The sequence below is a fragment of the Gordonia humi genome, assembly GCF_014197435.1.
Lineage (GTDB): Bacteria > Actinomycetota > Actinomycetes > Mycobacteriales > Mycobacteriaceae > Gordonia > Gordonia humi.
This window is the reverse complement of sequence record NZ_JACIFP010000001.1, coordinates 4465313-4487609: the sequence shown is the minus strand read 5'-3', so window position 1 is coordinate 4487609 and position 22297 is coordinate 4465313. Positions and strand designations below refer to the sequence as shown.

Sequence of the window (22297 nt, the reverse complement as noted above, 5' to 3'; positions counted from 1 at the left end):
GACTACAGCGCGGCCACGAACGTTCCGAGCCGTTCGACGCCCAGTGCCAGGTCGTCGCTCGACGTCGCGTACGACAGGCGTACGTACCGCTCGGCTCCGGCGTCGCCGAAGTCTTTGCCCGGGGTGAGGGCCACCTGGGCCTCGGCGAGCGCTCGGTCGCAGAACCGGGTCGCCGTCAGGCCGGTTCCGGACACGTCGACGTACACGTAGAACGCGCCGTCGGGCTCGGTCGGAACAGACAGGCCGATGCGGGCCAGACCGTCGAGGACGAGCCGTCGCCGTTCACGCAGCACCTCGCGCCGCTGTTCGGCGACGGCGATCGTCTCCGGTTCGAAGCAGGTCAGCGCGGCCAGCTGCGCAGGGGTCGGCGGACAGATGTAGTAGTTCTGGGCGAGGCGCTCGGCGACGGGCACCATCTCGTCCGGGACGATCGCCCACCCCAGGCGCCATCCGGTCATCCCGAAGTACTTGGAGAAGCTGTTCACCACGATCGCGCCGGGATCGTCGGCGGCCACACTGTGCCGGTCGCCGTCGGCCAGACCCAGGTAGATCTCGTCGACGATCCGCCAGCCGTCGCGCTCGCGTGCCGCCTCGCACAGGTCGAGCAGAGCGTCGTAGGCGAGCGATGTCCCCGTCGGGTTGGACGGCGATGCGACCATCACCCCGCGGGTCGACTCGCCCCAGGCGTCGGCGACCGTCGCCGCGTCCAGTTGGAAGTGCGACGCCGGATCGGTCTCCAGGAGCCGGACCCGCGCGCCGAAGCTCTCGGCGAAGCGCCGATTGCACGGGTAGGACGGGTCGCCGACCAGGACTTCGTCGCCGGGATCGATGAGCGCGGCGCAGGACAGGAGCAGGGCGGCGGAGGCGCCGGTGGTGACGACCACGCGGCGCGGGTCGACCGGTGCGCCGAACTGCTCATCGGTGAATCGGGCGATCGCCTCACGCAGTTCGGTGAGGCCGAGTGCGCCCGTATAGGCGAGGGCGCGGCCGTCGCTGACCTCGCGCACCGCCCGCAGGAACGCGGGCGGTGCGCCGAAGTCCGGTTCGCCGATGTTGAGCTTGACCACACGGTGTCCGGCGGCTTCGAGTTCGGCTGCGCGGCGGCCGAACTCCATCGCGAAGAACGGGGACACGGCCTCGGCACGCTGGGAGAAACGCATGGAGACCATCGTAGGTGCGTGCTCCTGCCGCTGACCGAGACGGCTCTGTTCGGTCGGCGGGTGCTCGACCTGCGGGTGGCGGTGCCTACTCGGGCACCCAGTTGAACTCGTCCGGGTTCGGGCCGAGGCGGCGGTCCGCGTCGAGCGCGTCGATCCGCGACATCTGCTCGTCGGACAGCGCGAAGTCGAACAGTGCGATGTTCTCCGCGGCGCGGGCGGCGGTCGAACTCTTCGGGAAGACGATGTCGCCGCGCTGAACGTGCCAACGCAGGGTGACCTGGGCCACGCTGCGACCCACCTCGGCACCGATCGCGGCGAGCGTCTCGTCGTCGAGCACCGCGCCCTGGCCGATCGGGGCCCAGGCCTCGGTGACGATGTCGTGGTTTCGGTTGAACGCGCGCAGCGACGGCTGCGGAAAGTACGGGTGCACCTCGATCTGGTTGACCGCCGGGACGATCTCGGTCTCGGCGAGCAGCCGCTCCAGGTGCGACTCCTGGAAGTTCGAGACGCCGATCGAGCGGGTCCGGCCCGCCTTGTACTCGCCCTCGAGTGCGCGCCAGGTCTCGACGTAGTCGCCGACCTCGGGCATCGGCCAGTGGATCAGGTACAGGTCCACCGGGCCGAGATCGAGGGCCTCGATCGACTGTGCGACGCCCGCGACGGCGGCGGCCGGATCGTGCTTGTCGTTGTTGAGTTTACTGGTGACGAACACCTCGTCGCGGGGGATGCCCGATTCGCGGACGGCCGCGCCGACCTCGCGCTCGTTGCCGTACATCTGCGCGGTGTCGATGTGGCGGTAGCCGGCTTCGAGCGCGGTCAGGACCGCGGCCTTGGTGTCGGCCGGCGGGATCTGGAAGGTGCCGAAGCCGAGTTGGGGGATCGCCACGTCGTTGTTCAAGGTGATGGACGGAACGGTGTTGTGTGCCATGGTCGGTTCAATGCGGCGGAACGGGGCGGGTATTCCGCGGTCTCGCCCCCGTGACCGGCTCCACTCGCGCACGGCGGTGTTCTGCCGGGGCCGCCGCACCAGTGGGGGACCACCCTGATCTTCCCCCGATATCGCCGCTGCGCTGGTGCTTTTCGCGACGGCCGGTGGCACGGTGGAGTCATGAGCACCTTCACTGACAACACCGGAACCTCCAACGGCACCTCGATCTGGAAGATCGTCGCCATCGTCATCGCGATCCTCGTGGTCGTCTCCCTCATCGGCCCGATCGTCAAGGCCGTCTTCTGGCTCGGCCTGCTCGCGCTCGCCGGAGTGGGCGTCTACACCCTGTTCAAGGCGAAGAGTTGACGGGCGGACTTACGATGGCGCCATGACACGCAGACTCCTCGCCACCGGCTACGGTGAGCCCGCCACGGTCCTGTCCCTCGTCGACGTCGACGCCGCGAGTCCCGGAGACGGCGAGGTGGTCGTATCGATCGAGGCCGCCGGGCTCAACCCGTTCGACGTCAAACGCGTTCACGGCGCGATGGGCGCGGATCCGGCGAAACTGCCGCTCGTCCTCGGCGGAGAGGCCGCCGGAGCGGTTCGCGTCGCGGCCGACGGCACCGGGTTCGCTCCCGGCGACCGCGTGGTCGTCTATCCCGCGACCGGAGCCTTCGCCGACGAGATCGTCGCACCCGTGACGAACGTCCACCGTCTGCCCGACGCCGTGACGACGGAGACGGCCGCCGGACTGCTCCTGGCCGGTGTGACCGCCTACGACACGATCGCCACCGTCGACGTCGGAGCCGACGACGTCGTCCTGATCCATGGCGGATCCGGCGCGGTCGGATCTGTCGCCACATCCCTGGCCGTGGCGCGCGGCGCGACGGTGATCGCCACCGCCTCGCCCGCCAACCACGAGTATCTGCGCGGGCTGGGGGCGACTCCGATCGGCCACGACGGCGACATCGCGGCCAGTGTGCGGGCGGCCGTCGACGCACCGGTCTCCGCGGTGATCGACACCGTCGGGAACGACGCCGCGATCGACGCGTCCCTGCAGCTCGTGCCCGCCGATCGGATCGTCAGCATCGCGGCGTTCGGCCGCGCCGACGACGGCATCGTACTGCTGGACGGATCGAGCGAGGCGAGCCGCGCACATCGTCGCGACGCCGTGCGACCCCTCCTGGATGCGGTCGCCGACGGGCGCATCGCCGTCGACATCGCCGCGACGTATCCCTTGACCGAGGCGGCCGCGGCGTTCGACGCGCTCGCGGGGCCGCACCCGCGCGGCAAGTATCTGATCGTGCCCTGAGCCCGACGTCCTGGCCACCGCACCGCCTCGCCGCTAGTCTGTAACTCCACGTAACACCGAACGGGGAGTGCAGGAATGACCGACGTGAGACCCGACCACGAAGCAGTCATCGTCGGCGCCGGATTCGGCGGGATGGGCGCGGCGATCGAGATGAAACGGCAGGGCGTCACCGATATCGCGATCCTCGAACGCGAGGACGATCTCGGCGGCACGTGGCACGTCAACCACTACCCGGGCCTCGCGGTCGACATCGCATCGGTCACCTACTCGTACTCGTTCGAACCGAACCCGGACTGGTCGCGACTGTTCGCGCCGGGCACCGAGCTCAAGGCGTACGCCGAGCACGTCGCCGACAAGTACGACCTGCGACGGCACATGGAGTTCGGCGTCGTCGTCGCCGGCGCCGACTGGGACGACGACGCGGGCGTGTGGACGGTGCGCACCGAGGACGGCCGCGCGATCACCGCGCGCTACCTCCTCACCGCCACCGGCTTCCTGTCGCAGCCGTACACCCCCGACTTCCCCGGCATCGACTCGTTCGAGGGCGAGATCATCCACACCACCGCGTGGCGTGACGGCTACGACTTCCACGGCAAGAGGGCCGCGGTCATCGGCACCGGAGCCACCGCGGTCCAGCTGATTCCGGAGATCGCCCGGACCGCAACGCATCTCACCGTCTTTCAGAGAACCCCGATCTGGGTGGTGCCGAAGATCGACTTCCCGATCCCGGCGCCCGTCCGCAGACTGTTCGGCGCGGTCCCGCTGACGCAGAAGGCGGCGCGCGCGGTCAACACGTCCCTGCTCGAAGCGCTGATGGTGTTCGGTGTCCTGCACTACCGCCAGGCCAAGCCCGGCAATCAGCTCGCCGCGCTCCTGTCGAAGGCACACCTGCGCACCCAGGTCCGGGATGCGGGCACGCGTCGGCGACTCACGCCGTCGTACGACTTCGGCTGCAAGCGACCGACCTTCAGCAACCACTACTTCCGGGTGTTCAACCGGCCCGACGTCGACCTGCAGACCTCGTCGATCGTACGGGTGGAGCCCGACGGGATCGTCGTCGACGACGGGACGAAGGTCGAGATCGACACTCTCGTCCTGGCGACCGGATTCAACCTGTGGGACGTGAACTTCCCGGCGTTCGCCATCACCGGCCGCAACGGCCGCGATCTCGGAAAATGGTGGCGCGAAGGCCGCTTCCAGGCCTACGAGGGCATCACCGTACCGCATTTCCCGAACTTCCTGACGCTCAACAGCCCGTACTCCTACAGCGGCCTCTCGTACTTCACCACGATCGAAGGCCAGATGCGGCACATGGCCAGGCTCTTCGGTGAGATGCGTCGCCGCGGATCCGACCGCTTCGAGGTGACCGAACAGGCCAACGAGCGCTTCCTCGACCGTGCGACCGAGAGGCTCGGCGACTCCGTGTTCTATGCGGGCGACTGCAGCGGCTCGCGGAGCTACTACTTCAACCAGCACGGTGAGGCGACGCTGCTGCGTCCCCAGTCGACGCTGTCCACGCTGCGCGAGATGGACTCGTTCCCGCTGGAGGACTACACGTACGCGTGACGGGTGCGCCTACCGGTACTTGCTCCGGTACTCGTCGGCGGCGGCGTTCGCCCGCTCGATCTTCACCGCATCGACCAGGGACCCGTCCAGGCCGTTGTTGACCAGCAGGTGGCGGCGGTAGACGCGGATCAGGGCGATCTGGAAGTAGACGAACGGGATCAGGATGAGCAGCATCATGCCGCCGACGATCCACCACGGTCCGGGGATGAACGCGAAGGCGATGAGGAACGGGACGATCGGGACCAGTCCGCGGACGATGTATCGGCGGGTGTGGCCCGGCCCGGTCAGATCGACCAGCACCCAGTCCCGCATCTCGTCGGGAAGCCTGCGGCCGAGCAGATAGCCCACCTTCTGCAGGGGACCAGGACGGGTAGCACTCATACGGGACATCATCCCACGGGTGTCACCGGGATCGGAGCCCGGTCGCGGGTCTCACACCGGAGCCAACAGCTCCGGTCCGTTGTTCGCGACGCGATTCACCAACGGCGACACCTCGCGGATCTCGATGCGGTCGACGAGTTCGGTGTCGGGCGGCGCGAGCAGCGCGGTGTCGACGGCCGAGTCGGGGTCGAGCCAGGCGTCCCAGTACTCGAACGGCATGATCAGCGGCATCCGGTGGTGCACCTGCGTCAGGTCGCCGACCGCGGCGGTGGTGATGATCGTCGTCGACGAGACCCACGCCGAGCGGTCGTCCGTCGCCCGTGCCGGGGCGGGCCGCCAGGCGGCCCACAACGCGCCCATGAACAGGCGGGTGCCGTCGTCCGGCGACATGAAGTACGGGACCTTCGTCGGCTTCCCGTTCGGACCGGTCGGCCCCGGCTTCCACTCGTACCAGCCGTCCATCGGGACCAGGGCGCGCTTTCCTTTGAGGGAGTTCCGGAACGCGGGCTTCTCGGCGAGCGACTCCGCGCGAGCGTTGAAGAGCACCGGTCCCTTGCCGAGTTCCTTCGTCCAGGACGGCACGAGCCCCCACCGCATCGCGCGGACGCGTCGCGCGACGTCGGCGTCGGGGTCGTTGCGGTCATGACGATCGACGACGGTCATCACCGTCGTCGTCGGTGCGACGTTGTAGTTCCCGTCGACGAATGCCTCCGCGGCGTCGGTGTCGGTGATCTCGTCGCAGGCGTCGATCTCCGCCGCCAGCCGGGCCGGATCGGTGGTCACTGCATAGCGTCCGCACATGCATTCCATCGTGGCACGGAACAAGATCGACCCCGCCGGTGTTGGACCAGCCGACCATCGCGAAGCACGAGACCCCAGGGAGGTGGATGACGCCGTGAGCACCGTGACCGGAGCCGTCCTCGAGCCGAGAATGCTGATCGCCTGGCCGTCTGACACAGACGCGGACCAGCGATCGCTAGACTCGACGGAACCAGCGTCAAGCGAAGGGAACTCTGTGTCGGACACCCAGGTGCCGCCCGAGCCGGACGGCCATGAGGAGACGGAAGCCGAGCTCAGCGAGCGGTTCGAGCGCGACGCGCTGCCGCTGCTCGACCAGTTGTACGGCGGCGCCCTGCGCATGACCCGCAACCCGGCCGACGCCGAAGACCTCGTCCAGGAGACGTATGTCAAGGCGTTCTCGGCGTTCAAATCGTTCAAAGAGGGCACCAACCTGAAGGCGTGGATGTACCGCATCCTCACGAACACCTACATCAACTCGTACCGGAAGAAGCAGCGTCAGCCTGCGCAGTATCCGACCGAGGAGATCACCGACTGGCAGCTCGCCGCCACCGCCGAGCACACGTCGACGGGTCTGCGGTCGGCCGAGATCGAAGCGCTCGACGCCCTCCCGGACCAGGAGATCAAGGACGCGCTGGCACAACTGCCCGAGGACTTCCGGATGGCCGTGTACTACGCGGACGTGGAGGGCCTGCCCTACAAGGAGATCGCCGAGATCATGGACACTCCCATCGGAACGGTGATGTCCCGACTGCACCGCGGTCGTCGCCAGCTGCGCGACCTGCTGGCCGACGTCGCGCACGAGCGAGGCATCGGCCTCGATCGCACCGGGGAGGCCGTCCGATGAGCACCGGGGTACCCGAACGAGACGAGCAGTTCGAGATGCTCGACTGCTCCGCCGTCGTCGCCGACATCTGGCTTCTGCTCGACGACGAATGCGACGCAGGAGCCCGGGATCGCCTCCAGGGACACCTCGACGGCTGCCCGAGCTGCCTGGAGCATTACGGCGTGCAGCGCCAGCTCAAGGAGCTCATCAGCCGCAAATGCGGGAACGACGCCGCGCCCGACGGGCTGCGCGAACGACTCCGGCTGGAGATCCGCCGCTCGGTGACCATCCGGCAGACGGTCTATCGCACCGAACAGTAGACGGATTCAGAGACGAGACGAGGCCCGGTCCCTGTGGGACCGGGCCTCGTCGCCGACTCGCGGTCAGGCGTTGGGCCGCCTGCCGTGGTTCGCTGCGTTCTTCTTGCGGCTGCGCCGCTTACGTCCGCGCTTGCTCATGCCGGACCTCCTTCTCCAGTGTTCACGTGCGTCGGCCATTGTTTCACGCCCGGCGGCCCGCGCGTTAATCGCGCGCGGCGCCTGAGCGACGACAGGCTCCTCGGCTAGGATCAGTCCATGCCTGAAGACGTCGTCGCTGAAATCGTCGCCACCGTCCTCGAGGTCTCCGTCGCCGAAGGTCAGGAGGTCGCCGCGGGCGACACCCTGGTGCTCCTGGAGTCGATGAAGATGGAGATTCCCGTCCTGGCCGAGGACCCGGGCACCCTCGACCGGGTCGAGGTCACTGTGGGCGACGTGATTCAGGCGGGCGATGTGATCGCCACCTACCGCGCCTGACCACCGGGCCATGGCAACACTGCACGACCTGCTCGCCGAGCACACCACCCTGCCCGATGCGGCGGCGGCGCATCTGCAGCGACTGGTCGCCGAGTGGCAACTCCTCGCCGACCTCTCCTTCGCCGACTATCTCCTCGCGGTCCGCGGCACCGACGGCAACCTCGTGTACGTGGCGCAATGTCGTCCCAACACGGCGTCGACGGTGTTTCAACAGGACGAGGTCGGCCACCGCGTGGAACGGCCCGCCAGCCCGCAGGGCGCCAATCCGCTGATCATCACCGCACTGGAGACCGGCCGGATCGAGCAGGACTCGATCGCCACGAGGTTCGGCAACCTGCTGATCGACCGCATCGCGATTCCGGTGACCTTCGACGGTCGGGTGATCGCGGTGCTCGGGCGCGCGGGCGACGCCTCCGAGACCCGTCCGGCCTCACCTCTGGAGGCCGCGTACCGGGATGCCGCGCAGGCGTTGTGCGAGATGGTCGTGGAGGGCACGTTCCCGCTCGACGAGGCCAACACCCTCGGGCTGTCGACACCGAGAGCCGGTGACGGGTTCATCCGGGTCGGTCCGGACGGGCGTGTGGTGTACGCCAGTCCCAACGCGCTCTCGGCCGTCCATCGCATGGGATGGACCACCGATCTGTCGGGCGTCGTCGTCGCCGATCTGGTGGCCAGGCTCCTGACCGATCCGTTCGAGTCGGCCGATGCGGCCGCCATGATCGAGGCGGCCAGCGGCGACGCGCTGCCCGGCCCCGATCTGGCGCTGCGCATGGAACTGGACGCGCGGCGGGCCAACGTGCTGGTGCGGGCCGTGCCGCTGCGGTCCCGCGACCGGTCGCGGGGTGCCGTGGTGTTGATCCGCGACGTCACCGAGGTGAAGCGTCGAGACCTCGCGTTGATCAGCAAGGACGCCACGATCCGCGAGATCCACCACCGTGTGAAGAACAATCTGCAGTCGGTGTCCGCGCTGTTGCGGCTGCAGGCGCGACGGTCCGGCAACCAGGAGACCATCCAGGCGCTCGCCGAGGCCGTACGCCGCGTGTCGTCGATCGCGTTGGTCCACGAGATGCTGTCGGGCAGTGTCGACGAGGAAGTGGATCTGGACGCCATCGTCGACCGGGTGTCGTCGTCGCTGGTGGACGTCACCCTGCCGGACGGCGGGGGCGCCCGCGTCCGGATCAGGCGCGACAGCCGCCTCGGCGTCCTGGCCGCCGATCTGGCGATGCCGCTGGTGATGGTGCTGACCGAGGTCTTGCAGAACTCCATCGAGCACGGCTTCTCACCGGGTCAGCAGGGGGCGCTCATCGTCATCGACGCCGTACGCGACGTTCGGAGTCTGCAGGTGCGGGTGACCGATAACGGCAAGGGCCTGCCGCCTGACTTCGATCTGGCCGCGTCCGACCGTCTCGGGCTGCAGATCGTGCGGACGCTGGTGTCGAACGACCTGCGCGGGACCATCGACATCGCACCGGTCCCGATCGGGGTGGGGACCAGGGTCGAGTTGGACATCCCGTTGCACTGAACAGAAACGTCGAGGGCCCCGACCGGCGGTCGGGGCCCTCGACGAGGGGTCGTGGTCGACTCAGACGGCGCTGCGGGCGCGGGTACGGGCGTTGCGACGCTTGAGCGCGCGACGCTCGTCCTCGCTCATGCCTCCCCAGACGCCTGCGTCCTGGCCGGTCTCGAGCGCCCACGTGAGGCAGTCGGCGGTCACCGGGCAACGCTGACACACCAGCTTGGCGTCCGCGACCTGCGCGATCGCCGGGCCGCTGGTCCCGACCGGGAAGAACAGCTCGGGGTCCTCATCGCGGCAGATGGCTTTGTGGCGCCAGTCCATGACACTAACTCCTTCAAGATAAGATCACGTCGTGCTCGGGGCACGCTGATTCACGTTCGGTTCGTTGTGTGGGCTGCAACGACGGATGTCACCGTGTGATTCCGTGCCGTTGTGGCGCAGAAAGACGGGGCCGGTTGTTGCGGTCATTAACTGTTGTACTACTGTGCGGTTACCTTTGGCTATAGCTGCACGCTGAATGCCGGATACGTCACAAGGGGTTGGCAGTGAAGCCAACTTATGCGTACCGGCAGGTAACTATGGGGTTAATCGGCCGTCGACGCGGCCACCACATCGATCACGTCGTGACGGTATCCGAAGTCCAGACCTGTGTATTCGCCCAGGTAGTCGCCGTCCATCTGCACATCGGCAGGTTCTGCGGACCGGAACTCGACCCACTCAACGTCGTCGTCGCGGAACAGGTGCGCGGCTTTCGGATCGGCGCCGCGGAGGAGTCTGGAGCCCAGCACGATGTTGCGGGGAACTGAGACGGACGTCGCAGCGAAGATTCCGAGCCCGCGCGAGAAGTCGGTGTTCGGATTGGTGCGGATCGGACGGGTGCCCAGATATGTCCACGGACCGGTGTTACTGACGAATCCGAAGCGGACCCCGTCGATCGGATCGTGGTCGGGAACGGTGACGGTGAACGTCGGGGGAGTGACCGACGGACGGAAGAACGAGCCGACCGTGGTGCGCAGATAGCGGCCCGCCGTCGCGCGGCGGCCCTTGTGTCGCAACTCCTCCATGCGGCGTACGACGATCGCGTCCATGCCCATGCCGGCGTTGAAGAGGAACCAGCGGTCCAGAGTGTGGCCGAGGCTGATCGGTCGGCGGGCGCCCGAGTCGAGCAACTCCATCAGCTGTGCGGTGGCGGTGAGCGGGTCGCGGCTGATGTTCAGGGCGCGAGCGAAGACGTTCGCGCTGCCGCCCGGGACCACGCCGAGAGCGGGGATGTCGGCGCGATCGCGGATCGTCGACGACGGTGCGCCCACCATTCCGTTGGCCACCTCGTTGACCGAGCCGTCGCCGCCGTGCACGACGACGGCGTCGTAACCGTGCGCGGTGGCCTCGGCGCCGAGCTCGCCCGCATGGCCGCGGTGCGTCGTGCGGCGGATGTCGACGGTGAAGCGTGAAGCGAGGGTGTTGGCCAGCGCATCACGACCTTCCACGGTGGTGAAGGTCGCAAACGGGTTGGTGATGAGCATGACGCGCACGAATGCACACGTTATAGCGTGTACGGCCGTCCGGCCCAATCGAGTCTCCCGCGCGTGCGACCTCCGGGCGGGACCGCTGCGCGACGTGTCTACTCTGGAGTACGTGAGCAGTCCCGATTCCCCTCGCACCACCCCCGCCGTGCCGTCCACGCTGCGCTGGGCGGGCGCGATCATCGCCGTCGAGGGTGTGGTCGGCCTCGTGTACGCCGTCGTCCTCATCATCCGCGAGGCGGGCGGACACCACGAGGACGCGATCAGCGGCTACGGCACGGCGGGCTGGTTCATCGTGATCTTCGGCGGCGTGCTGGCCGGCGGCCTCGCCCTGATCCGTGGTCGCCGCTGGGGTCGAGGCGTCGGAGTGATCGCGCAGATCCTGTTACTCCCGGTTGCATATGCGCTGCTCACAGACAGTCATCTACCGTATCTGGGTGCGCCGCTGGCCGTCGTCGCGATCGCCGTGCTCATTCTCCTGTTCGCGCCCGCCTCTCTGAGCTGGCTCAACGCCGACTCATTGCCGCCGGACGCGAAGTGACGCTCGCGACGAACTGGACGTAGGGTGGTGCGCATGACGCGCATCCTGGCCATCGCAAATCAGAAGGGCGGCGTGGCGAAGACCACGACGACGGCGTCGGTGGGGGCCGCCCTCGCTGCACAGGACCTGTCGGTGCTCGTGGTCGATCTCGACCCGCAAGGCTGCCTGACCTTCTCCCTCGGCCACGACCCGGACCAGATCACCGCATCGGTGCACGACGTCCTGATCGGCGCCGAGGACATCACCGACGTCCTCCTCGACACCGACGATCAGGTGACCCTGCTGCCGGCCACCATCGACCTGGCGGGCGCCGAAGCCCTGCTGCTGATGCGGCCGGGGCGCGAGTACGCGCTCAAACGCGCGCTCGCCGAGGTGTCCCAGGACTACGACGTCGTGCTCATCGACTGCCCGCCGTCGCTGGGCGTCCTGACCCTCAACGGACTCACCGCGGCCGACGAGGTGGCGATCCCGCTCCAGTGCGAGACGCTCGCGCACCGCGGCGTCGGCCAACTGCTGCGCACGGTGACCGAGGTCCAGCAGATCACCAATCCGGAGCTGAAGATCCTCGGCACGGTGGCGACCCTGTTCGACGCGCGGACCACGCACAGTCGCGATGTGCTCGCCGACGTCGCCGACCGCTACGACATGCCGGTGCTGAACCCGCCGATCCCGCGCACCGTCCGGTTCGCCGAGGCGTCGGCGTCGGGGGCGTCGGTGATGCGCGGTCGCAAGAACAAGGGCGCCACCGCGTACCGGGAACTCGCCGAGAACCTGCGTGAGTACTGGGGTGGCGCGGAACTGGCCACCTACGAACTCACGGAGTAGCGGCTCACGGCGCCCGCAGCGCCACCAGCTCGCCGCCGCGCTGCTCGATCACCGTGCCGCCCAACACCCGAAGGGCGACGAATCCGTCGTAGCCGCCGCGGTCGACGTCGATCCGCCGCACCTCGTGGCCGTCGGAGAGCTGTCGGACGCTGATGCCGCCGCGGACGGGGATCAGGAGTTCACCCGCCATCACCGCGCCCGCGCCGAGTGTGTCGGGCACCTCGTAGAGGACCGTGCCCGTCGTACCGTCCAGGACGACGGTTCCGCGACCGGTCCAGTACGTGATGATGCCGGAGTCGACGATGGGAGCACCCGCCGGCGCGGGTTCGCCCGCCACCGGGCGGTCGGTCTGCTGCTCGGCCTGCGGGGTGAACGTGCGGATGCGCGGCCCCGGCACGGGGCGGACCTCGCCCGTGGCGTCGACACCCGGATCGTAGACGGAGAAGCTCGTGGCGCCCCCGCCGATCAGACGGGGTGCGGGGCCGTGCGCGGTCTGCGTGAGCATCGTCGTGCCCCATTGGACGATCTTCTCGTCGGAGTCCTGCGCCGAGCCCAGCACGGTGAGGCGATAGCCGAAGTCACGGTCGCAGCGTTCGATCACGGCGATCCGATTCGCGCCGGGCAGCGCCGAGTACAGCCTGCAGTCCGTACGTGCGGGAGCGACGTCGGGATTCACCGGGGCGTCCACGCGCCCGTACTCGATGCCGCGCACGAGGTTGATGCCCCACGTCTCGAGTCGGGTGTCGCCCGCGGACAGGATGTAATCGCCGTCGTAGGACAACGACACGGCGTCGTCGGCGTCGGAGGTGCGTCCGGCGGTGCGCAGGCCGGTGTCCCCGCGCAGCGCCGTCACCTCGCTGCATCCGCGCGAGTCGCGGTACACGGCGACGGCGAGGTCCTCACCGCCCGGCCACGCCGCGAGCGCGCCGCACAGCGCGTTGGTCCGGTGGTAGCGCCACCGCTGCGCCCCGGTCACCGGATCGAGGGCGCGGACCGCGCCGTCGTCGGCCGCGATCACCGATGCGGCGGTGAGCTGGGGGACCGTCGTCGCGGACGAGGGCGCCGACCAGACCTGCGTCAGCGCCTGCGGCGACGTCTCCGCGGCGCCGGGCGTCGACGGGGCGGCGGCCGCGGTCTGCAGATCGGACTGGCGGGCGCTGCTCGTCGCCCAGACGAGCACACCCGCGACGACCACCGCGACCACGATCACCGCGGTCACGATCAGGTCGGCTCGGGTGCGGCGCTCCGGCGCGATACGAGATCCCATATCGGCGACAGTACGGAAGGCGAGTCAGTCGGTGGTCGCGGCCTCGTCTGCGGGCTTGCCGCCCGAACGGTGACGACGGCGACGCGGGCGACGCGGCTTGTCGTCGCCGGACTCCGCCACCGGTTCCGATTCGGCCGAATCGGCGGTGTCCGAAGCGGTCTCGGCGGCCGCGGCCGCACCGTCGGCGGTCTGTCCGCCGCGTGTGCGACGGCGGGTGCGGGTGGACTTGCGGGCCGGGCGGTCGGCGCGTGCCTCGCGTCGCTCCTCGGACGTCTGCCGGGCCCCGGCGACGCGGCCGTCGGCCTCGGCCGGGATGCCGAGCTCCTCGCGCAGATGGTCGGATGTCGAGTAGGTCTCGACCGGCTCGGGCATGCCGAGGCCGAGCGCCTTGTCGATGAGCTCCCACCGGTGCAGTTCGTCCCAGTCGACGAGGGTCACCGCCGTACCGGTGCGGCCGGCCCGACCGGTGCGGCCGATGCGGTGCACATAGGTCTTGTCGTCCTCGGGACACTGGTAGTTGATGACATGCGTGACGTCGTCGATGTCGATGCCGCGGGCCGCGACGTCGGTGGCGACCAGGACGTCGATGGTCCCGTCGCGGAACCGTCCGAGGGACTTCTCGCGGGCCACCTGACCGAGGTCGCCGTGCACGGCGCCGACCTTGAAGCCGCGTTCGGCGAGGTCGTCGGCCACCTTCTGGGCGGTGCGCTTGGTGCGCGTGAAGATCATCGTGGCCCCGCGGCCGTCGGCCTGCAGGATGCGGGCGACGAGTTCGGCCTTGTCGAGGGCGTGCGCGCGGTAGACGTACTGCGTGGTGCGCTCGTGCACCGCCGAGTCGTTGGCCTGCTCGGCGCGGATGTGCATCGGCCGGTTGAGGAACGTGCGGGCCAGGGTGACGATCGGACCCGGCATGGTGGCCGAGAACAGCATGGTCTGCCGGTCGGTCGGCAGCGCGCCCATGATGCGCTCGATGTCGGGGAGGAAGCCGAGGTCGAGCATCTCGTCGGCCTCGTCGAGCACCAGGATGCCGACCTTGCCGAGGACGAGGTGGCCCTGCTGGGCGAGGTCGAGCAGTCGGCCGGGGGTGCCGACGACGAGGTCGACGCCCTTCTGCAGCTCGGCGATCTGCTGCTCGTACGGACGGCCGCCGTAGATCGAGGTGATGCGGACCGGGCGCTCGGTGCCGTCGACGGTGACCTGCACGCCCTTCGCTGCGGTCTCCAGATCCTCGGTCACCTGCACACACAGTTCGCGGGTGGGGACGATGATCAGGGCGCGCGGCGTGGTGTCGAGCGCACGCAGACCGGACTGTTCGGCGTTGACCAGGCGGTGCAGCATCGGTACTCCGAACCCGTAGGTCTTGCCCATGCCGGTGCGGGCCTGCCCGATCAGGTCGCTGCCCGCCAGGGCCAGCGGGAGAGTCAACTCCTGGATGGCGAAGGTACGGACCTTGCCGTCGGCCTCCAGGGCGGCGACGATCTGCGGGTCGACGCCGAGTTCGGTGAAGGTCGGCGCCTGGTGGTCCTCGTCGACGATCGTCGTCTGGATCGAATCGTCGTCGGTGACGGTTGCGTCAGTGCTCATGTGCGGTTGTATGCCTCTCGTGTGCTCTCGATGCACGCACACGAGACGCTCCGCGGGGTCTGCGCCGGGCAGTCCCTCACGCGTGGCGTCGTCGACGAGTGCGCGCTCAATGTACGACGCGGCCGCTGCGGCGGGCCGGCGACGACCTGCGGTCGGGGCGCTGCGCTGGGCGGAAATTCCCCACGTCTGGCCCACAGTGTACCGCCTTGCATACTCTTGCTCCCATGTCGAACACCTCGAACGCTGACGCCAAGCTGTACGGACTCCTTCTGGCCGGGGAGTTCGCGGCCTGTTACCGACTGGTCGACGAGTCGGCCATGGCGCCCACGACGCCGGACCGGATCGCCATCGCGCGGTTGATCGCCGCCGAGATGGCGCACTTCGAGGAACTCGCGCAGCAGGTGACGGCGGCTGGCGGCGACCCGGAGGCGGCGGTGGCCGCCTACGCGAAGGTCTTCGACGACTACCACGACGTCACCACTCCGAGCTCGTGGCTCGAAGCCCTGGTCAAGATGTACATCGGCGACGGGCTGGCCGCGGACTTCTACGCCGAGCTCGCCGATGCGATGCCGAGTTCGGTCGAGCAGGTGGCGGCATCGGTCATGGGCAGCACCGGCTCGTCGGAGTTCGCCGTCGACCGGGTGCGCGCCGCGCTGGCCGCCGACCCGTCGCTGCGGTCGCCGCTCGCGCTCTGGGGCCGTCGACTCCTCGGGGAGGCGATCACGCACATGCAGTGGGTGCTCGCCGAGGAGGACGCGGTGATGGACCTGCTGTTCGCAGGCGACGGAACGCTGGCGACCGCGGCGACGTTCTTCGACGGCATCGCGGCTCGACACGCCCAGCGCATGGCCGATCTCGGTCTCGCGTGAGCGGCCCGGCGGAGCACGAGTAGAGTCGGTCGCCATGAGCGTTGAGGTGAAGATCGGCATCGACAACAATCCCCGGGAACTGGCACTGACCACCCCCGCCACCAGCGAGGAGGTGGAAGCGAAGGTCGCCGCCGCACTCGACGGAACGGAGTCGGTTCTGGCTCTGGTCGACGAGAAGGGCTCGCGGGTGCTCGTGCCGTCCGCGAAGATCGCCTACATCGAGGTCGGCAGCAGCGAATCGCGTCGCGTCGGATTCGGCGCCTGAGGAGGACACGGGTAACCAGGCGTATACGAGAAGACCGCCGGTGGATCACCACCGGCGGTCTTCTCGTATACGCCGCGCCGCGTCGACGGAGTCAGTCCTGTGCGGCGAGGTCCTGCATCGGCACGCCCGCCAGACCGCCCCACAGAAGCGCGACGGTGGTCTCGACGGCCGACGCCTTGTCGATCGGGCGGTTGGCCTCCACCCAGTAGCGCGCGTTCACCTGACTAGCCCCGACCAGTCCGGCCGCCAGCATGCGCGATCGGTACGGGTCGAGACCGGAATCCTGCATGACCAGCCCGTACACGGCGTCGACGCAGGCGTCTGAGGCGCCCTCCACCCGGCGGATCACCGCGGGATCCATGGCGTCGGAGGCGAAGATCAGACGGTAGCCCGAATTGTCCTCGTCGATGAAGTCGAAGAACGCCTGCACGGCGGCCTGTACGCGCTGTCGGTTGTCGGTGGTGGCCTGCAGCGCGCGGGTCACATCGGAGACGAGCTTCTCCCCGTGCGAGTCGACCACCGCGATGTAGAGATCCAGCTTCGACGGGAAATGTTGGTACAGAACGGGTTTACTGACCCCGGCATGGATGGCGATCTCGTCCATACCCGCCGAGTGGTATCCGCGTTCGACGAAGATCTCGCTGGCTGCGTCAAGGAGTTGGCGGCGCCGGGCGCTGCGGGGGAGTCGCGTCTGCCCGCGCCCCTGGGGAGTGGCGGGCGCGGCGGAATTAGCGGTCGACATCATCCCAGGATACTCGCGGGTCACTTGTTCGCTCGCGGACAGGCGGTCGCGTGCGCATGTCGGCGCGCGGGGTCGTTGCTCGGAGCCGACGGGTCGTTATGACACAGTTGTTCCCGTGACCGGAAATCCTGAGCCCGGGGCGCGTGGCCCCCGTCGACCGCGGCCCGATCAGCCGCTGCGTGCGCGCTGGGACCCGATCGTCGACGACCCGGCGTCCGGCGACGAGGCGTCCGAGACCGGTGCGTTCACCCGTTTCGTGCAAGCCTTCGGCTGGCGCGCGTACGCGATCCCGGTGCTGGTGATCGTCACCGTCGTCCTGGTGGTGATGACGGTGCGCGGCGGCGGAGGCGACGCCGCGTCGGTCGCCACGCCGACCGACGCGCGCAACACGAACATCAACGAGCAGACCCATGCGATCGGTGCCCCGACCGTCGAGGTGCAGGAGGACGCGCTGCCCGCAGGCGCGCTGCCCGAGGGCGGGCCGTACACCGCCAAGGGCGACAAGGAGTACCGGGTGGTCCGAGGGACCGGCCCGAAGGTCGGCACCGGCGGCCAGGAGTACACCTACACGGTCGAGGTGGAGAAGGGGATCGACCCTACCCAGTACTCCGGCGACGCGTCGTTCGCGAAACTCGTCGACACCACGCTCGCCAACAAGCGCAGCTGGATCGGCGACGGGAAGGTGTCCTTCCGGCGCGTCGATTCGGGCGAACCGGATCTGCGGATCACGCTGACCTCCACCGACACCGCGCGGGAGTTGTGCGGGTATCAGATCAAGATCGAGACGTCCTGCTACTACCCGCCCGAGGCGCGAGTGACCCTGAACGAGGCGCGTTGGGTGCGCGGGGCCACCGTGTTCGCGGGCGACGACATGACCTACCGGCAGTACCTGATCAATCACGAGGTGGGCCACGGCATCGGCTACGAGCACCATCGCCCGTGCGAGGAGAACGGCGCGCTGGCGCCGATCATGATGCAGCAGACGTTCGGCACCGCCAACAGCGACATCCTGGCGCTCGATCCCGACATGAAGGCCGACCGTTCGCTGGTGTGCAAGCCGAACGCATGGCCCTTCCCGACGCTGTGACCGCGTTGCCGCCGCTGGTCGAACCCGGCGATGAGCTCACGCGCGACGAGGTCGCGCGGTACAGCAGGCACCTGATCATCCCGGACGTCGGGACGACCGGGCAGCGCCGCTTGAAGAACGCCCGGGTCCTGGTGATGGGCGCGGGCGGACTCGGCTCGCCCACCATGCTCTATCTGGCCGCCGCAGGCGTGGGGACCATCGGGATCGTCGACTTCGACACCGTCGACGAGTCGAACCTGCAACGCCAGATCATCCACGGCGTGGCCGATCTGAATCGGCCCAAGACCCACAGCGCCCGTGACTCGATCGGTGAGCTGAACCCGTCGGTGAACGTGGTGCTGCACGAGCAGCGTCTGGAGCCGGCCGACGCGGTGGACCTGTTCTCCCGGTACGACCTGATCGTCGACGGAACCGACAACTTCGCCACCCGGTACCTGTGCAACGATGCGGCAGTACTAGCCGGGAAACCGCTCGTGTGGGGGTCGATCTACCGGTTCGACGGCCAGGTCTCGGTGTTCTGGGAGGCCGCTCCCGACGGTCGCGGAGTGAATCTGCGCGATCTGTACCCGCAGGCCCCGCCGCCGGGGACCGTCCCGTCGTGCGCGGAAGGCGGTGTGCTCGGTGTGCTCTGCGCATCCGTCGGCTCGATTATGGCGACCGAGGCGATCAAGCTGATCTGCGGCCTCGGCGAGTCACTGCTGGGGCGGCTGATGACCTACGATGCGCTGGCGATGAACTACCGCACGCTGCGGATCGAGAAGGATCCGGCGGGCGTCCAGATCACCGCGCTGATCGACTACGACGAGTTCTGCGGAGTCGTCGCCGACGATGCGGCGGCGGCCGCCGAGGGCGCCACGTGGACGCCCGCCGAGCTGCGCGCGGCGCTCGACGGGCCCGAGCCTCCCGCGGTGATCGACGTCCGCGAGCCCGTCGAGTTCGAGATCAACCGGATCCCCGGCGCGGTCCTGATTCCGCGCGACGAGGTGATCGGCGGCCGTGCGCTCGGCGATCTGCCCCACGATCGCCGTATCGTCGTCTACTGCAAGACGGGCGTCCGATCGGCGCAGGCGCTGGCGGCGCTGCACCGCGAGGGGTTCCACGACGCCGTCCACCTCGGCGGCGGCATCGCGGCGTGGGCGTCGACCGTCGACCCCGAGATGCCGGTGTACTGAGGGCCGAGACCCTTCCCCGGTCGAGCGCGGTCGAGACCTTCCGCGGTCGAGACCCGTCCCGCCCGACTCCTGGCATCATGGACTCCGGACGAAGGGATGCCGCCATGTGCCGCAACATCAAGCCACTGTTCAATTTCGAGCCGCCCGTCACCGACGACGAGGTGCACGCCGCGAGTCTGCAGTTCGTGCGGAAAGTGTCCGGCTACAACAGTCCGAGCCAGGCCAACGCGGCCGCGTTCGAGCGGGCCGTCGACGAGATCGCCGAGGTCACCCGCCGTTTGATGGCCGATCTGACCACCGCGGCCCCGCCGAAGGACCGTGCGATCGAGGCGCAGAAGGCACGCGCGCGGGCCGAGAAGCGATTCGCATCACAGGCGGGATGACGCTGTAACCATCACCGCGCACACGCGGCGGCGGTGTGGTTGCCGCGAAACCTCCGTCTGCGTGGGTAATCTGGCGTCGTGACCACCATTGTCGAGCCGCCCGAGCAGGTCCTGACCACGTTCGGACTCACCGCGCATCCGCCGATCGCGATGGACGGCGTCGGCTGGCGGGTCGGCGAAGTGGTGCTGTCGCTGGTCCCCGACCATGCGCGGGCCGCGTGGTCGGCCACCGCGAGGGAGAACCTGTACGTCGAGGGCATGCGCATCGCGCGCCCGATCCGAGCGTCCGACGGAAGGTACGTCGTCTCCGGGTGGCGCGCCGACACCTATGTGGCGGGCAGCCCGGAGCCGCGACACGACGAGGTCCTGGCCGTCGCCGACCGACTCCACGCGGCCACCGCGAAGTTCGAGCGCCCGCGATTCCTGCTGCAGCCGCCCGCTCCGCCGTTCAGCGACGTCGACGTGTTCACCGCCGCGGACCGCGCCGCGTGGGAGGACACTCCGATGCGATCGGCGCGGGGCGCGGGCATGGCCGAGCCGAGCAGCGAGGACGGTCAGCGCAGTGCCGCGGAGGTGAAGACCCTCGCCGCACTCCGCAAGTCCGTCGATCTGCCGTCGCAGGTCGTACACGGCGACCTGTTCGGCACAGTTCTGTTCGCCGGTGCGGCCGCGCCCGCGATCACCGATGTGGTGCCGTACTGGCGACCGGCGTCGTGGGCGTCCGCGGTGATCGTCGTCGACGCGTTGGCGTGGGGCGGCGCGGAGGAGGAACTCGTCGAACGCTGGGCACACCTTCCGGAGTGGCCGCAGATGCTGCTGCGCGCCACCATGTTCCGTCTGGCGGTGCATGCTCTGCACCCGCGGTCCACCGCGGGTGCGTTACCCGGACTTCTGCGCGTGGTCGACATCGTCCGGATGATGGTCTGAGTCGGGCGCCGAATTTTTTCCGAGACGTATTCGTCGAAAACGGCGGGTCTGAGCCGAGTGAATACCGCATGTGTTGGAGAAATGTGGTGACGCGTTCGCTCCGTGCGTGGATCGCCGAGCGTGACGCGGACGACATGTTCTTGAGTGTGATCCGCTCCCCGCGCAGGATGCGTTGATCGCCGGTACTGCCCTGGTCCACGATCTGACCGTCGTCACCCGGAGTGTTCGGGATTTCGATCGGATGGGCGTCGACCTCGTGAATCCGTTCGATCAGTAGTGCATCCGTGGTCGGCGCCGATGGCCTATGCTCGCGCTCGACTCATGACGATTCGGCCGTCGACCAACGGCGTCCCCTCCGCGCGGAGCAACTCCAGCTGACGGCTGCGGACGGCCGACGCGGGGCGACCGCTCGCCGGAACCACGCGGTGCCACGGGAGATCTGAGCCGTCGGTACGCATGATCCAGCCGACGATGCGCGCATTCGACAGGCCTGCCTCGTCGGCGAGGTCGCCGTAGGTCCGGACGCGGCCGGACGGGATGGCCGCGACGAGGGCGCGAACCGTCTCGACCTGTTCCTCGGTCACCGCAGGCATGCGTCCACCAGGTCGCGGACCAGCCGCGCGCAGACGTCAGGCGCCAGGAACGGCACCATGTGCTCGGCGTCGACGTGGTGCACGGTCACCGTCGTCGGACGGTCCGCGGCGCACGCGGTGAGGAATTCGGGACGGACGAACGGCGGGTTCACCCGGTCGGCGACCACGACGTGCGTCGGGAGGCCTTCCGGCGGGAGCCGGAACGGCCGCGCCATCTCGCTCCACGCGGTCGCGACAGCGGGCGCCGACACCCGCCACACCACGCCGGGGCCGCCCGGGGCGAGATGATGCTCCACCTCATCGGCGAGGATCTCGTCGGCCACCTGCGACCAGCCCTCGGAGCGTTTGGCGGCCACCGCCGACTCCGCGTCGGGATGACCCCAATGCGCTTGGGAGAGTTCGGCGTACACCCTCGCCTGGGTCGGATTGAGGCCCTGTGCCGGATCGAGGAGAACGAGGCCTGCGACGAGGTCGGGCCGCGCGTGGGCCAGTGCGATCGCGACGGCCGAGCCGAACGAGTGCGCCACCACGACGACGGGACGGTCGCCGCGATGATGTTCGTTCAGCGTCGCGGCGACCGCGGCGACGTTGTCGGCGACACCCCAGGGCGGCTCCCACGGGCTGTGCCCGTGCCCGAGAAGATCGGGCGCGATCATCCGCACGCCGGGCAGCAGATCGGCCAGGCGACCCCACCGCCGTCCGTGGCCGGTGAGCCCGTGCAGCGCGAGCACGGTCGGCGCTGCCGGATCGTCGGAGCCGAACAGATGCGTGTGCAGCATGATCTAGCCGACGACCAGGGGTGCGGCGACGGCGGCGATCTCGGCGGGCACCGGGACCGGGCGACGGGACTGCCCGTCGACGTACACGTGGACGAATCGACAGGTGGCGGCGCAGACCGGAGAGTCGCCGTCGACGAACAGCGCGAGGCTGTAGGTGATGCTGCTGCGACCGAGACGTTCCAGGGCGATGCCGACGGTCACCTTGTCCGGGAACGACACCGAGGACAGGAAACTGCACGCCGACTCGGCGACGACGCCGATCGCCGACAGATCGCGGGTGTCGACGCCCGTCGCCTCCATCAGCCAGCCGTTCACCGCGGTGTCGAAGTACGAGTAGTACTTCACATTGTTGACGTGTCCGTAGTGGTCGTTGTCCTCCCACCTGGTGTCGAGCGACCAGGTCGCACGGTAGCTGCTCAGCTCGTGGGCGTCGAACGCGGAAGTCATGGGAGCCACCGT

Annotated in this window: 28 protein-coding genes; 15 read left to right on the top strand and 13 right to left on the bottom strand. The window is 69.0% G+C overall.

All coding sequences use genetic code 11. From position 1 onward, the window contains the following. Positions 1-2 precede the first annotated feature (2 nt). Entirely contained in the window at positions 3-1160 is a 1158-nt protein-coding gene (locus BKA16_RS20770; protein ID WP_183372456.1) for an aminotransferase class I/II-fold pyridoxal phosphate-dependent enzyme, read from the bottom strand. Between the two features lie 85 nt (positions 1161-1245). Continuing rightward, positions 1246-2088 carry an aldo/keto reductase gene (locus BKA16_RS20765; protein WP_183372455.1) on the bottom strand — a complete coding sequence of 281 codons (843 nt, stop codon included), beginning with the start codon at positions 2086-2088 and terminating at the stop codon, positions 1246-1248. A gap of 180 nt (positions 2089-2268) precedes the next feature. Here BKA16_RS20765 and BKA16_RS20760 point away from each other — a divergent pair, with 180 nt between their 5' ends. From BKA16_RS20760 to BKA16_RS20750, 3 genes are all read left to right on the top strand, one after another. Beyond that, the gene (locus BKA16_RS20760; protein WP_183372454.1) at positions 2269-2454 is read left to right on the top strand and encodes a hypothetical protein; all 186 of its coding nucleotides are present in this window, start codon (positions 2269-2271) and stop codon (positions 2452-2454) included. A 22-nt stretch (positions 2455-2476) separates the two neighbouring features. Beyond that, complete coding sequence (locus tag BKA16_RS20755) at positions 2477-3400, top strand: quinone oxidoreductase family protein (RefSeq protein WP_183372453.1); 924 nt, start codon at positions 2477-2479, stop codon at positions 3398-3400. Positions 3401-3475: 75 nt separating this feature from the next. Next, positions 3476-4966, top strand: a complete 1491-nt coding sequence (locus BKA16_RS20750) for a flavin-containing monooxygenase (RefSeq protein WP_183372452.1) — start codon at positions 3476-3478, stop codon at positions 4964-4966. Positions 4967-4975: 9 nt separating this feature from the next. Here the strand turns inward: BKA16_RS20750 and BKA16_RS20745 are convergent, their stop codons facing one another. Next, positions 4976-5347: a DUF5313 family protein gene (locus BKA16_RS20745; RefSeq protein WP_183372451.1), complete on the bottom strand. Its 372-nt coding sequence runs from the start codon at positions 5345-5347 to the stop codon at positions 4976-4978. Between the two features lie 51 nt (positions 5348-5398). After that, positions 5399-6148, bottom strand: coding sequence for an SOS response-associated peptidase (locus tag BKA16_RS20740; RefSeq protein WP_183372450.1), 750 nt, complete (start codon positions 6146-6148; stop codon positions 5399-5401). Between the two features lie 130 nt (positions 6149-6278). Between BKA16_RS20740 and BKA16_RS20735 the strand changes: the two genes are divergently transcribed. Continuing rightward, positions 6279-6992 carry a sigma-70 family RNA polymerase sigma factor gene (locus tag BKA16_RS20735; protein ID WP_221247600.1) on the top strand — a complete coding sequence of 238 codons (714 nt, stop codon included), beginning with the start codon at positions 6279-6281 and terminating at the stop codon, positions 6990-6992. After that, a complete protein-coding gene (gene rsrA / locus BKA16_RS20730) occupies positions 6989-7291 on the top strand; it encodes a mycothiol system anti-sigma-R factor (RefSeq protein ID WP_183372448.1) in 303 nt (100 codons plus the stop codon). The genes BKA16_RS20735 and rsrA overlap by 4 nt, the downstream gene beginning before the upstream one ends. Positions 7292-7354: 63 nt before the next feature. On the opposite strand, the gene BKA16_RS24360 is transcribed toward rsrA, so the two are convergent. Further along, complete coding sequence (locus tag BKA16_RS24360; RefSeq protein WP_382427732.1) at positions 7355-7429, bottom strand: 50S ribosomal protein bL37; 75 nt, start codon at positions 7427-7429, stop codon at positions 7355-7357. Between the two features lie 117 nt (positions 7430-7546). On the opposite strand from BKA16_RS24360, the gene BKA16_RS20725 reads away from it, so the two are divergent. Beyond that, positions 7547-7765, top strand: a complete 219-nt coding sequence (locus tag BKA16_RS20725; protein WP_183372447.1) for a biotin/lipoyl-binding carrier protein — start codon at positions 7547-7549, stop codon at positions 7763-7765. Positions 7766-7775: 10 nt separating this feature from the next. After that, positions 7776-9287: a sensor histidine kinase gene (locus BKA16_RS20720; protein ID WP_183372446.1), complete on the top strand. Its 1512-nt coding sequence runs from the start codon at positions 7776-7778 to the stop codon at positions 9285-9287. Positions 9288-9347: 60 nt separating this feature from the next. On the opposite strand, the gene BKA16_RS20715 is transcribed toward BKA16_RS20720, so the two are convergent. Further along, positions 9348-9602, bottom strand: coding sequence for a WhiB family transcriptional regulator (locus tag BKA16_RS20715; protein WP_183372445.1), 255 nt, complete (start codon positions 9600-9602; stop codon positions 9348-9350). A gap of 263 nt (positions 9603-9865) precedes the next feature. Further along, positions 9866-10813 carry a diacylglycerol kinase family protein gene (locus BKA16_RS20710; protein ID WP_183372444.1) on the bottom strand — a complete coding sequence of 316 codons (948 nt, stop codon included), beginning with the start codon at positions 10811-10813 and terminating at the stop codon, positions 9866-9868. A 103-nt stretch (positions 10814-10916) separates the two neighbouring features. Here BKA16_RS20710 and BKA16_RS20705 point away from each other — a divergent pair, with 103 nt between their 5' ends. Together BKA16_RS20705 and BKA16_RS20700 are read left to right on the top strand one after the other, a co-directional pair. Beyond that, positions 10917-11345, top strand: coding sequence for a hypothetical protein (locus BKA16_RS20705; protein ID WP_183372443.1), 429 nt, complete (start codon positions 10917-10919; stop codon positions 11343-11345). A gap of 33 nt (positions 11346-11378) precedes the next feature. Further along, positions 11379-12170 carry a ParA family protein gene (locus BKA16_RS20700; RefSeq protein ID WP_183372442.1) on the top strand — a complete coding sequence of 264 codons (792 nt, stop codon included), beginning with the start codon at positions 11379-11381 and terminating at the stop codon, positions 12168-12170. A gap of 4 nt (positions 12171-12174) precedes the next feature. Here BKA16_RS20700 and BKA16_RS20695 read toward each other — a convergent pair whose 3' ends face one another. Both BKA16_RS20695 and BKA16_RS20690 read right to left on the bottom strand, forming a co-directional pair. Then, positions 12175-13437: an Rv3212 family protein gene (locus tag BKA16_RS20695; RefSeq protein WP_183372441.1), complete on the bottom strand. Its 1263-nt coding sequence runs from the start codon at positions 13435-13437 to the stop codon at positions 12175-12177. Positions 13438-13461: 24 nt separating this feature from the next. Continuing rightward, on the bottom strand, positions 13462-15021 hold the full coding sequence (locus BKA16_RS20690) for a DEAD/DEAH box helicase (RefSeq protein ID WP_183372440.1): 1560 nt from the start codon (positions 15019-15021) through the stop codon (positions 13462-13464). 224 nt (positions 15022-15245) lie between these two features. Between BKA16_RS20690 and BKA16_RS20685 the strand changes: the two genes are divergently transcribed. Both BKA16_RS20685 and BKA16_RS20680 read left to right on the top strand, forming a co-directional pair. Continuing rightward, the gene (locus tag BKA16_RS20685; RefSeq protein ID WP_183372439.1) at positions 15246-15890 is read left to right on the top strand and encodes a ferritin-like fold-containing protein; all 645 of its coding nucleotides are present in this window, start codon (positions 15246-15248) and stop codon (positions 15888-15890) included. Positions 15891-15924: 34 nt separating this feature from the next. Continuing rightward, positions 15925-16155 (top strand): DUF3107 domain-containing protein, encoded by a 231-nt coding sequence (locus BKA16_RS20680; protein WP_183372438.1) that lies wholly within the window; start codon positions 15925-15927, stop codon positions 16153-16155. 91 nt (positions 16156-16246) lie between these two features. Here BKA16_RS20680 and fasR read toward each other — a convergent pair whose 3' ends face one another. Further along, positions 16247-16897, bottom strand: a complete 651-nt coding sequence (gene fasR / locus BKA16_RS20675; protein WP_183372437.1) for an HTH-type transcriptional activator FasR — start codon at positions 16895-16897, stop codon at positions 16247-16249. A 115-nt stretch (positions 16898-17012) separates the two neighbouring features. On the opposite strand from fasR, the gene BKA16_RS20670 reads away from it, so the two are divergent. The 4 genes from BKA16_RS20670 (at position 17013) to BKA16_RS20655 (ending at position 20466) form a co-directional block, all read left to right on the top strand. Next, a complete protein-coding gene (locus BKA16_RS20670; protein ID WP_183372436.1) occupies positions 17013-17984 on the top strand; it encodes a DUF3152 domain-containing protein in 972 nt (323 codons plus the stop codon). Then, positions 17963-19156 (top strand): adenylyltransferase/sulfurtransferase MoeZ, encoded by a 1194-nt coding sequence (gene moeZ / locus BKA16_RS20665; protein ID WP_183373219.1) that lies wholly within the window; start codon positions 17963-17965, stop codon positions 19154-19156. The genes BKA16_RS20670 and moeZ overlap by 22 nt, the downstream gene beginning before the upstream one ends. 104 nt (positions 19157-19260) lie before the next feature. Next, positions 19261-19539 (top strand): DUF2277 domain-containing protein, encoded by a 279-nt coding sequence (locus BKA16_RS20660; RefSeq protein WP_183372435.1) that lies wholly within the window; start codon positions 19261-19263, stop codon positions 19537-19539. A gap of 78 nt (positions 19540-19617) precedes the next feature. Further along, a complete protein-coding gene (locus BKA16_RS20655; RefSeq protein ID WP_183372434.1) occupies positions 19618-20466 on the top strand; it encodes a TIGR02569 family protein in 849 nt (282 codons plus the stop codon). Positions 20467-20768: 302 nt separating this feature from the next. Here the strand turns inward: BKA16_RS20655 and BKA16_RS20650 are convergent, their stop codons facing one another. From BKA16_RS20650 to BKA16_RS20640, 3 genes are read right to left on the bottom strand one after another with little or no spacing between them, the layout of a single operon-like run. Further along, positions 20769-21059, bottom strand: a complete 291-nt coding sequence (locus BKA16_RS20650) for an MGMT family protein (protein WP_183372433.1) — start codon at positions 21057-21059, stop codon at positions 20769-20771. Next, the gene (locus BKA16_RS20645; RefSeq protein ID WP_183372432.1) at positions 21047-21838 is read right to left on the bottom strand and encodes an alpha/beta hydrolase; all 792 of its coding nucleotides are present in this window, start codon (positions 21836-21838) and stop codon (positions 21047-21049) included. Before BKA16_RS20645 ends, BKA16_RS20650 begins: the two co-directional genes overlap by 13 nt. A gap of 3 nt (positions 21839-21841) precedes the next feature. Further along, on the bottom strand, positions 21842-22285 hold the full coding sequence (locus BKA16_RS20640) for an acyl-CoA thioesterase (protein WP_183372431.1): 444 nt from the start codon (positions 22283-22285) through the stop codon (positions 21842-21844). Positions 22286-22297: the final 12 nt, after the last annotated feature.

Coding starts and splice junctions, on each gene's coding strand:
- BKA16_RS20690 (WP_183372440.1), bottom strand. CDS start 15,021: ATGAGCACTGACGCAACCGTCACCGACGACGATTCGATCCAGACGACG.
- BKA16_RS20745 (WP_183372451.1), bottom strand. CDS start 5,347: ATGAGTGCTACCCGTCCTGGTCCCCTGCAGAAGGTGGGCTATCTGCTC.
- BKA16_RS20720 (WP_183372446.1), top strand. CDS start 7,776: ATGGCAACACTGCACGACCTGCTCGCCGAGCACACCACCCTGCCCGAT.
- BKA16_RS20740 (WP_183372450.1), bottom strand. CDS start 6,148: ATGTGCGGACGCTATGCAGTGACCACCGATCCGGCCCGGCTGGCGGCG.
- BKA16_RS20685 (WP_183372439.1), top strand. CDS start 15,246: ATGTCGAACACCTCGAACGCTGACGCCAAGCTGTACGGACTCCTTCTG.
- BKA16_RS20765 (WP_183372455.1), bottom strand. CDS start 2,088: ATGGCACACAACACCGTTCCGTCCATCACCTTGAACAACGACGTGGCG.
- BKA16_RS20680 (WP_183372438.1), top strand. CDS start 15,925: ATGAGCGTTGAGGTGAAGATCGGCATCGACAACAATCCCCGGGAACTG.
- BKA16_RS20735 (WP_221247600.1), top strand. CDS start 6,279: ATGCTGATCGCCTGGCCGTCTGACACAGACGCGGACCAGCGATCGCTA.
- BKA16_RS20755 (WP_183372453.1), top strand. CDS start 2,477: ATGACACGCAGACTCCTCGCCACCGGCTACGGTGAGCCCGCCACGGTC.
- rsrA (WP_183372448.1), top strand. CDS start 6,989: ATGAGCACCGGGGTACCCGAACGAGACGAGCAGTTCGAGATGCTCGAC.
- moeZ (WP_183373219.1), top strand. CDS start 17,963: ATGGCCCTTCCCGACGCTGTGACCGCGTTGCCGCCGCTGGTCGAACCC.
- BKA16_RS20660 (WP_183372435.1), top strand. CDS start 19,261: ATGTGCCGCAACATCAAGCCACTGTTCAATTTCGAGCCGCCCGTCACC.
- BKA16_RS20700 (WP_183372442.1), top strand. CDS start 11,379: ATGACGCGCATCCTGGCCATCGCAAATCAGAAGGGCGGCGTGGCGAAG.
- BKA16_RS20750 (WP_183372452.1), top strand. CDS start 3,476: ATGACCGACGTGAGACCCGACCACGAAGCAGTCATCGTCGGCGCCGGA.
- BKA16_RS20770 (WP_183372456.1), bottom strand. CDS start 1,160: ATGCGTTTCTCCCAGCGTGCCGAGGCCGTGTCCCCGTTCTTCGCGATG.
- BKA16_RS20650 (WP_183372433.1), bottom strand. CDS start 21,059: ATGCCTGCGGTGACCGAGGAACAGGTCGAGACGGTTCGCGCCCTCGTC.
- BKA16_RS20725 (WP_183372447.1), top strand. CDS start 7,547: ATGCCTGAAGACGTCGTCGCTGAAATCGTCGCCACCGTCCTCGAGGTC.
- BKA16_RS20760 (WP_183372454.1), top strand. CDS start 2,269: ATGAGCACCTTCACTGACAACACCGGAACCTCCAACGGCACCTCGATC.
- BKA16_RS20695 (WP_183372441.1), bottom strand. CDS start 13,437: ATGGGATCTCGTATCGCGCCGGAGCGCCGCACCCGAGCCGACCTGATC.
- BKA16_RS20715 (WP_183372445.1), bottom strand. CDS start 9,602: ATGGACTGGCGCCACAAAGCCATCTGCCGCGATGAGGACCCCGAGCTG.
- BKA16_RS20640 (WP_183372431.1), bottom strand. CDS start 22,285: ATGACTTCCGCGTTCGACGCCCACGAGCTGAGCAGCTACCGTGCGACC.
- BKA16_RS20645 (WP_183372432.1), bottom strand. CDS start 21,838: ATGCTGCACACGCATCTGTTCGGCTCCGACGATCCGGCAGCGCCGACC.
- fasR (WP_183372437.1), bottom strand. CDS start 16,897: ATGTCGACCGCTAATTCCGCCGCGCCCGCCACTCCCCAGGGGCGCGGG.